Source organism: Sphingomonas sp. PSPC2-2, from assembly GCF_049897725.1.
In the GTDB taxonomy this organism is placed as follows: Bacteria; Pseudomonadota; Alphaproteobacteria; order Sphingomonadales; family Sphingomonadaceae; genus Sphingomonas.
The window spans coordinates 1-9,460 of record NZ_JAFCWU010000023.1; the positions used below are offsets into that span (position 1 = coordinate 1).

The 9,460-nt window shown below is 59.7% G+C and carries 7 protein-coding genes; 1 reads left to right on the forward strand and 6 read right to left on the reverse strand.

Annotated features, from left to right (window positions below; all coding sequences use genetic code 11):
• From ACP7BY_RS20705 to ACP7BY_RS20730, 6 genes are all read right to left on the reverse strand, one after another.
• Nucleotides 1-1,017, reverse strand: a 1,017-nt coding sequence (locus ACP7BY_RS20705; protein ID WP_426288349.1) for a hypothetical protein, incomplete at its 3' end; no start/stop codon positions are given.
• A gap of 122 nt (nt 1,018-1,139) precedes the next feature.
• Nucleotides 1,140-2,411, reverse strand: a complete 1,272-nt coding sequence (locus tag ACP7BY_RS20710; RefSeq protein ID WP_137903282.1) for a hypothetical protein — start codon at nt 2,409-2,411, stop codon at nt 1,140-1,142.
• Nucleotides 2,408-4,114 carry an AAA family ATPase gene (locus ACP7BY_RS20715; protein WP_137903283.1) on the reverse strand — a complete coding sequence of 569 codons (1,707 nt, stop codon included), beginning with the start codon at nt 4,112-4,114 and terminating at the stop codon, nt 2,408-2,410. The genes ACP7BY_RS20710 and ACP7BY_RS20715 overlap by 4 nt, the downstream gene beginning before the upstream one ends.
• 6 nt (nt 4,115-4,120) lie before the next feature.
• Complete coding sequence (locus ACP7BY_RS20720) at nt 4,121-5,464, reverse strand: DNA cytosine methyltransferase (protein ID WP_137903284.1); 1,344 nt, start codon at nt 5,462-5,464, stop codon at nt 4,121-4,123.
• 170 nt (nt 5,465-5,634) lie between these two features.
• On the reverse strand, nt 5,635-6,849 hold the full coding sequence (locus ACP7BY_RS20725; RefSeq protein ID WP_033964337.1) for a tyrosine-type recombinase/integrase: 1,215 nt from the start codon (nt 6,847-6,849) through the stop codon (nt 5,635-5,637).
• The gene (locus ACP7BY_RS20730; RefSeq protein WP_231564997.1) at nt 6,846-8,012 is read right to left on the reverse strand and encodes a tyrosine-type recombinase/integrase; all 1,167 of its coding nucleotides are present in this window, start codon (nt 8,010-8,012) and stop codon (nt 6,846-6,848) included. Before ACP7BY_RS20730 ends, ACP7BY_RS20725 begins: the two co-directional genes overlap by 4 nt.
• Before the next feature lie 1,005 nt (nt 8,013-9,017).
• Here ACP7BY_RS20730 and ACP7BY_RS20735 point away from each other — a divergent pair.
• Nucleotides 9,018-9,460 (forward strand): reverse transcriptase domain-containing protein (locus ACP7BY_RS20735; RefSeq protein WP_426288351.1); only part of this gene is annotated, 443 nt, incomplete at its 3' end.

A 9,460-nucleotide genomic window follows, 5' to 3' on the forward strand; every position in this document is an offset into this window, starting at 1 on the left:
TCTCGGACCAACTTCACCGCCTCGAGCTTGAACTCTCGGCTGAACTTCCGTCGTTGCATCTACACCCTCCGGTTCCGAAAACACCTTATCTTGGTGTCCACGAAACCGGCAGCAGCTCATGTCTAGCTCGCCGAGAAGGCGCTTCAATTTAGATGGGACGCTCCGATCCTGAAGCCAAGGTAGTTCAGCAGCCCAGGGTCGCCAGGAGCCCTGCCCACCTTCGAAAAATTCAATAAACTCCGCCTCGGAAAGGTCTTGTGGAGCGACCGGCGCCAGGTCTCGTTCTTGGATCAAGTCGTAAGATCGAAGGATCGGCCGCTCAGCGTCATCCACCTCGCTCAAATCGATCAAGGACATTGAACTATCAACATTACGGAATCGCACAACCGTCGATTCGAATGGGTATATTTTAGCGTAGTCGCGAACTACCGCATGAATAAAGTCGATGGGCGCAATCTTGACGAACTGCACGGTCGGTCGTGTAGCGTCGCTCTGGACCCAAGACTCAGCGATCTGTTCACCGGATTGCGTTTCCGAAACTTGGGTTATGATCGGGCGGAATTGGACATCCAGCAGATCAGCTAACTCAGGCGGAAGCGTTGCATCTTCGTCGGAAATCACGAGCAGCTGGCGGACTCCAGAGCGACGAAGTCCCCCCAACATCGCGAAGCGACGCAGGGTCTTATCAAAGTTAGATTCCTGCGCCTCGCCGCCGTCTAAGAGATAAATTGGCAATGCCCGGGGAGGTAATGATAGGAGGCTTGGGTCACTGCGAATGATTTGCGCATACCCCCTCTTGCGCACCATATCGGGCTTGTCGATTGCGGAGAGGGCATCCCGGAATGCTTTGTCGGTCTCGCTTATAAAGACATCGCGCCAAGGCAAGCCAATGAAGTCGACAAGTTCGGCGACGTCGACACCATCGGGAGTGCGGTGAATCCAGAGGCTGACTTCTCGACCATTGAGCGCTGGCAGGAAAGAGTTTGGTACGTTTTCGCTCTTTATTATTTGCAGCATTGCTCTTTTAACGGCCAGGATAGGCCGCCCCCTTCAATCGATCAGACCTAGACCATAAGATAGATAGTGCCTCGAAGGAATAAGCGGGCAACACGGCGTCATTCCCGAGGAAATCTCGCACCTTAGAGAATCGCCGCTGCGAGTGCGGCGGCTAGTCCCGCGCGATCATCTCCTGACACGATTGCGGCATCGCGGAATGGCTCGTCAGGCAGGCGAGATATGCCTTCTGGTACGAGCAAAACTGAACGGGGACTAGGGTGCCCTTGCGGCCAGAAGGAAGCGAAGTCGTACAGATACCCAAACAGCTTATAGATGCTGTCGCTGACATAGCGCTCGTTGGCGGTCCTTTTAACCTCCACAATGACGAAGCGCTGTCCATCGGACCGGTCATAAATGATCGAGATGTCGGGCCGTCGCGCGGTTCCGGTCACGCCGCGATGAGCAGCCACGACACCTCGGTAGCGATCCTGTGACCGCACGGCAGCGGAAGGGTTCTGGTCGAAGATCACCCGCAGTCTTCCGTGCTCATTTCTAAAGGCGGCAACGTGCCCACGCCCGGACGTGACTAGCCCGTATTCCTCGGGTTCTCCGAAACCCAGTTCCTGGGCGATGACATCGATGACGAGCGTCAAGGAATAGAGTTCGAACATGTCGTCGTCGGACACCGGCTCCAGCCAGCCAACGGCCAGCAGCATCAGTGTCGCGTACCATCGCGACTCCTCGGAACTTGATTTCAGTCGGGCTCTCGCTTCCGCGAGTTCGGCCGCCTTTCGGTACTCCGGATGGCGGCTCCTGCGCGCTGCGGAGATCATCGCGGAAGTAAGGTACGGCGGGACCGCAAGCTGTGACAGCCAATGATGCGCGGCCGCCTCTTCGCATCGCTGAAGAAGGGTGACCAGTGCGGCATGAGGAGAGGCGCTGCTGGAGCGGCGTGCCAGATCTCTAACCGAACCAATCAGATCATTGACGAACCAGCGTAGCAGTTCGTTTTCCGGCAGCGAGAACGATCGATGCGACGTCCGAGAATGGTACCGGCCGATCGGCAGCATGCCTGCCATTCGTGAAACAACAGTACGGTCCCATCGCGGATTGCCCCTCAATCCGGGGCCGACAATCTCGTCCCGGCTCTCCATCTCGTTGGCCAGGGAATCGAGAAGTCGAGGTAATTGGGTCTGCGCAAATTCAGTGTAACCGCCCGACAAAAGATCGACCATATCGGCAAGCAAGCCAATCTCATGATCGCCGCGCAGTTTTTGCAGGAAATCCGTGAGGCCGGCGAGATCGATCGCGTCCGAACTCGCCCCTTTGACCGATGCGCCCAAGCTGGCCAGATGCCGGTAGGGATGGTCAGGTGCGCAAACAAAATCGCGCCATTCGGCGCGACTGAATGTCACGGCGAAACGCCCGTCCAAACGCCGAGCACCGCGGCCAAGCCGTCCGCGTCCGGAACGTAGGATGTAAGCACCGCCAAGATGTCAGAGTGCTTGTCAGGACGTCCCTGGAACTGCGGAACCAGATACGACTCGATCGCCGAGGCGGTAATCTCTTCGCTGCCTCTGGTCGGCCAAGATATTGCTTCTGAGACACCGTGCCGTATCATTGCGAGCGGAATACCGGGTCCGAGCGGCAATCCGATCGAACCGAGGCCGGCTGCCCGATCCGGAAACAGCTCGACAAGGCAGTTTTCCAAATGGCTCAGCCGCGCCCGCACGCTCGGTTCCGCTCGATCCAATTCCGCCTTGAGAATGGAAATGTAAATTTCCTTCTCTGGCAGGTCGATCGGGATAAAAGCGAAACGCCGAATGAACGCTAGAGAAAGGCGCTTTAGGCTGGCTTTATCGGCATCGTTCATCGCACCGATGAGACGCCACCAGTCGGGCACTTGGATGGCATCGATGTCTTCTTCGACCAAGCCGGTCCCGATCTGCAGGCGGACCCGGCGAAAACCAGACTCAGAGCGACGGCGGTAAGGGAGGGTAACGGACTTGCCGGTCAAAAGTGTGAAAAGCTCACCGAACGCCTTATCGATATCTGCGCGATTGATTTCGTCAATGATGAGGCAGCGTTGCTGCTCAATCGCCCCGACGACCGCTCCGGGCAGAAAGTCTAATCGGTCCTCCGCCGACGTCTCGGACGGCACGGGAAAATAGCCGCCGATCGTCTCAAACGTCGTCCATTGATCGGTCGCCGGCACTGTCCAAGATGGGAACCCGGCGAGCTTGCAGACTGCTTCGGCAAGCGTCGTCTTGCCGGTGCCGGGAGGCCCGGTGAAAATAACGTGCATACCGGAATGGAGGGCGGCGATAGCTCGCATTACCGGCTCTCTTAGGCCGCGCAAACCGGCGAAATCGTCGAGCGACTCTTCCGGAACCTCCCAACTCCCTGGGGCGGCGATTTCATGGAGAATGCCGGTCGCTTGATCGCCATCATTCTCAAGCGCGTCCCCCTTCGATTTCGGGGCAGGAGAGAACTTCGCGAGTAACGCAAGTAAGGCTTCGTTCTCGATCGGAGCGTCCGAAAGCGGTAGGTCTCCGATGTGCGCGACATCGTCCCGCGTGAAGACAGAGTTTGGGCCAATCAGGCCGTCACGATCCAACTTCAGGGCGTCGATCGCCCGTTCCACCGCGTCCGACACGCTATCGATCTGATCGCGCCGAAAGAGCCAAGAAGCCAGCGCAGGCAGCGAAATCGCGGTTTTACCGGCCGTCGCCGGGTTGGATATTATTTGAGCTACATAGTCTGGGCGGAAGAACCACCGCATTTTATCGCCAGACGGCTGGGCGAACACCGTTGAGCGGTCCTTGCGCTGGCGTTGGAGGCTACTGCCGGCATAGCCGTCGTCATGCCAGCGAGGCTTTCCCCCTGCGTCGCCGAACGGGATAAAGTACGGTTTTTCACTGGGTCCGAGTTCGGGCCGGAAGAAGTTCGCCATTAAGGCGTTTTCCTGCTTCGACCCGAACTGGACCGCGCCCGCCCCATCGTCGCTGACCGGAACGTCCGCCCTGAGCATCGCCAAAAGGCTGACGAGCGACTGATGGCCCGTCTCGGCGAGGTACGCTAAGCCGCGCTCGATCTGGTCAGGTGAAAAGTACGGCATCGGGCCTCATGCAGCTAACGCTTCGGTCGGCTGACCTTTGGGCTTTTTTCGCGCGCCGTGAAGCTTCAAAATTTCTGCCTCGGAAACGCCGTGATCGACGACGACGGAATCTCTCACAGGCTCAACCTCGATCCCGAAGGCGTCTTGCATAACGGCGGGATAGATTGCCTCGGCAATCGCCTTCGCTAAGAGCGGGGGCACCGCATTGCCGATTTGCTGTCGGATCTGTGCATGAGAACCCGAAAATACGAACCGGTCTGGAAACGACTGAAGCCGAGCCGCCTCTCTCAAAGTGATCGTTCGAGCCTGCGAAGGGTGAATGAACGCGCCCGTCGTCGCCTCGTTGAATTTGGTCGTTATCGTATAGGTCGGCAGATCGTCCCGCAGCCTCTTCAACAAGGTCGTGGCATCGTAACGCCTTATCTTTTTAAAGCGATCCGGTAGCACGTCATCCGATAGGTCGCGCCAATTCTGCCCTGGCTTCAGTGTCTGCGACGCTACGCGATCGAGTACAGACAAATCGGCGGCGGCGTGCTGGCGCACGACTTCGGAGCCGACGCGCATTTCCCGCTGATAATCGGTTTTGGGCTTGGCCCTGTATGCCTTGCTATCGATCTCCTTCCCCTCAGCCACCTTGGGCAAATCGGAGCAGGCATCAGCGAATGTCACGTGAGAAAGGAGGCCTTCTTCCCGTCCGTGGCCTATGCGCGAAAGGTGCGCGAATGGCAGCGAGAATCCTTTCCAGAGATTCACATCGCCATGCGTCGGAGCAGGAAGAGAGATGTCGGAATTGGTCCGATTACCCACAAACACCAACCGCCGCCGGAGCTGCGGCACGCCGTAGTCGGCGGCGAGCAAGATCATCGGAACGAGCTCGTAGCCGATCTCGCGGAACGCTTGCACGATCTGAAGCGCAACCTTTCCGTTCTCGTAAAGGAGGAGGCCCGGAACGTTCTCGAACACGATCCAGCTCGGCTGAAGGCGATCAACGATATCGGTATAATTGATGAAAAGCCGGTTGCGCGGATCGGAATGATCGCGACCGGACGACTTGCTAAGGCCGCCCGATGTGCTGAACCCCTGACATGAGGGGCCGCCGACGATCACATCCACACCGGCAAAGCGCTTCTCAAAATCGTCGAGATCGGGATTCCGGAGATCGGCTAGAACGCCGACTGCCCCTGGAATATTTGCCTCGAACGTTTCGATGGCGGGTGCTGAATAATCCACACCCCCCAAGATGCGATACCCGGCTTGTCGGAAACCTTCCGCGAGCCCACCGGCACCGCAGAACAGATCAAGAACTGTGGGCACACCGTCTCCGTGCGGCCCGCTAACCGTTTTCGTCATAACACTCTACCCCTACCTTGGCACGGAATACAGCTCCGGGTTGGAATCAACCCGCGAAGCATCGTCGTGCTCATCAGCGACCGCCTTGGTGTTCCACATCTGTTCCGAAGACAACCCAAAAAATGCATTTTGCCGACGGTTTGCCTCGTTTTGGCGACGAAACGAGTCGGTCAGCTGTTGACCGGGTAATCCTCGTGCTCTGGATTGCCCAACAGTGAAGCAATGAGATCGCCAATCCGCTGAGCGGCTTCCACGGCATCCGCGTCGTCAAGGTGGGCGTAGCGCGCGGTGCTTTTGACAGAGCTATGTCCGAGTAGCTTACCGATCATCGGCAGCGTTTCGGACATCGCGGCAGCGCGGCTCGCGAAGCTGTGCCGAAGGTCGTGGAGCCGCATCGCGCCGAGACCGGCCTCCTGCCTCACTGATCGCCAAAAACCTGTCAGGTCGATGCGTTTGCCGGTTTTCAGGCCACGGAACACAAGTTCGTCGGACTTTCCACGAGGGAAGCGATCCAAGACCGATCGCGCTTCTTCGCCGAGCCAAACGGTGCGCGCGCCGGTCTTGCTATCAGCAAGCTTCAAACGTTGCCCTTTGACCTCGCCCCATGTCAGGCCGACGATCTCTGAATAGCGGCATCCGGTAAGCAGCAGCATCGTAAGCGCCGACGCGTGAACGGGGCTGGCCTCGCGCCTGCCCTCGATCGCCCGCCCAAGGCGCTCAAGCTCGGCCTGGCTCAAATGGCGCTCTACTTTGCGCCCCCGAAATCGGTGGATCGCCCGGCACGGGTTTGAACCTGCCGGGCGCTGTTCCCATTCTTCCGCTCGGTTCAGCATCGTTCGCAGGATGTCGAGCACACGATTAGCTGCGCCCGGGCCTGCGCTGTCGGCGACGGAGGCATACCAGGCCGTCACGTCGCTTTCGTCGATGGTGTCGATGGTCTTGCCGGGGAAAGCGCCGTCGAGATGATAGCGCCGGTACTTGTCGTGCGCGATGCGAGTGGACGGCTTCCACGAAGCTGCGACTCGCTGCCAGTACAGATTGAGAAAACGGTCGAATGGCGGCAGCGAGCGGACCCGCTTACGATCGTCGGCGGGGTTTTCGCCGACTTGGGCTCTCAAGATCACACGACGGGCGACGCCGAGCGCGACGCTATAGGAAACGAATGCCGCATTGCAGATGGTAATGGTCCGCAACGTGCCGTGCATCCGCATCTGCACGATATAGACGCGCCTACCGGAGGGATAGCAGCGCGTCCCAAACCCAGGCTGCTTGGCTGACCACTCGGTGAAGCGCTGCCGGCCGAGCCGCGATCGCTCGCCGGGATGGTCAACGCCGACCGCAGCCAGTTCCTGCGCGAGGATCGCGCGTAGCGTAACAGCGTTCACGACCGCAGCCCCAAGGCGGATGCAATCGAGCCGGAAACGCGCGAGGCAGCGTCGGCTATAGCCGTGTCGGCGAGATGGGCATAACGCGCCGTGGTCTCCGGAAGCGCGTGGCCGAGTAGCTTTCCTACGCGGGCGAGCGAAACACCGTTCATGATCCCGGTCGAGGCGAAGCTATGCCGCAAGTCATGCACGCGCACGTCGGGGATTGCAGCTCTTCGTCGGATCGTCTCCCAAGCCTTCGGCAACAGATTTTTCCGTCTGATTGCCCCAGGGAAGACGTCCCCTCCTCCCTCCCCCTTCCTCGCATCAAGGACGCTCATGGCCTGCCGGTTGAGATAGAGCCGCTTCGGGCCGGTCTTGCTGTCCGGCAGATGCGCGTAGGGAGGGTCGATCCAGTCCCATTGCAGACCGATGATCTCCGAGCAGCGGGCCCCCGTGAAGATCAGCATTCGGATCACGGCGACAGCTTCAGAATGGACGGTCTCATAATCGGCAAGGACCGTTCCGAGGCGACGAAACTCCTTGGGTGTGAGGTAGCGTTCGGAAAGCTGCCGCTTGTAGCGCGGGATACCCCGGCACGGGTTCGAACCTTTCTGACGATAGCCGAGTTTCTCGGCATAACCGAGCATCGCGGCCAAGACAGGCAAGTCGCGATTGAAGGTGCCCTGCCTCTCGCGAAGCGAGTCCTTCCACGCCACAACGTCCACTCGCGTGATGGTGCCCATGTAACGGCGGCCGAAATAGGGAACGAGTGTGCCGTCTATTGCCTGCCGGTTGCGCCTCTGGGTCGAGCTTTTCCAGTGTCCTGAATAATCCTTCCAGAACTCGGAGACATAAGCGGAGAAACGCGGAACGTTACGCTCGGCGCGAGACTGCCTCGTGGGGAGGCCGTCCAGCGCATTCTGCGCGAGGATGACACGGGCGGCGCGTCGCGCGTCTGGCGCGCTCATTCCCTCGGGATCACCAAGGGTGATCCGCCGCGTGGCCTTGCGCTGCCGTAGCTGAACGATCCAACGTTTGCGGCCTGACGGGTACACGCGGAGGCCGAAGCCCGGCAGTTCCCGATCCCAGTAGAACCCTTCGGCCACCGCTGCCCGGCGGGCGAGATTGCCGTCCGGAGGGCGCTTATCGTCTGACGCAAAGGCGCTGGATTCGCCCAGCAAAGGGGTCAGATCTGGAAGCAAATGGCCACTACGTTTCGGGCATTTCGCGGTATCGTCTGTTGTATCGCGAGGCCCTATGCCGTTGTTATTGCTGCATTCTGTTTCTAAGGAATGCACCTTGGTGCGTAGGGTGTGCATATCCTCAGAGACCGATACCCTGTCCCTGGGCTGTCTGGCGATGTCTGCTGGGGTGCCCGTTACCGGGGCCGGCTGGGGACCGCTCCGCCTACGGGCGGAACGTGCATAGCGTCTGCTGCGAAGCAGTCAGGCTGCGCGATCGGGGACGGGCAAGCGAGCGATGCCCTCCCCCATGCGCGCCGGGACTTTGGTCCCGAAGCGCGCATCAATAGGGGCCACCGGCCCCATTGGCCAGGCGAGGATCGTAACCCGGCAGGGGTGCGCCGTTGTGGCGCGAGAAGAAAGGAGTGTTCTACCGAACGAAACTTACTGGCACAGTTTCTGCCTGACCGACTTACCGGTGTCGGTGATGAGCCGGCTGAGATTCCGAAAGGGAAACGGGACCATAGCATGTCGGTGAAGGGATCGAAGCCTGACTCCGCAGTCGGGCGGCTGACCTCCGGGCAAGGTGCGCATGGTGAAGACTGGATTGTCTGAATCCCAGTTTCCAGCGGTTAATAGGTGAGCGATGGCGAACGCGGATGACACGCCATTTCGTGCAGGGCGAGGAGCGCGGCCTAGCGAATCGCCGCCAGTCTGCACGGCGCGGCCCCGGTCAGGGGATCAAGGAAACGAACGGGGCACCTAAACGCATCGCGACTCCTCCTCGTGCAACTACGGGATCGCCTAAACAGGCCAGCGTAACGGACCTGCATGGCGACGGAGCCGTCATAGTACTCAAATGCCCGGTGCAATGGCCGGGACAGCCACCGCGAGGTGGACGGACCGGCGGTACAAGCGGCGAGTGATCGCCCGTGAAATCCGCCCGGTGCGGGGGAAGGACGGCAGTTCTGCGTAACTCGACCAATCGATGGAAAGGAACTGCTGATGCAGACCGCTATGATCCTGAGAAGGCTCGAGACTCTTCCGGCCCTGTCGCGGGCGGGAAAGCGGGTCAATGGTCTTCACCGTCTCTTGAGATCATCGCATCTCTATGAACGGGCCTATGTCAAAGTGTCCCGGAACCGGGGTGCGGCGACACCGGGCGTTGACGGGCAAAGCTTCGACGGCATGACGCTTGAGAGGTTAGCCAATCTCGCCCGGCAGGTGGCCGATGGCACTTACCGCCCCCGACCGGTCAGACGGGTCTATATCCCCAAGGGCAATGGCAAAATGCGCCCATTGGGCATCCCTACGGTCGATGATCGCATTGTTCAGGAAGCGGCTCGAATCGTCCTCGCGCAAATCTATGATCCTGTGTTCTCAAGACATAGCCATGGGTTCCGCACGGGGCGCTCGTGCCATACGGCGCTCGAAGAGATCCGTAATAC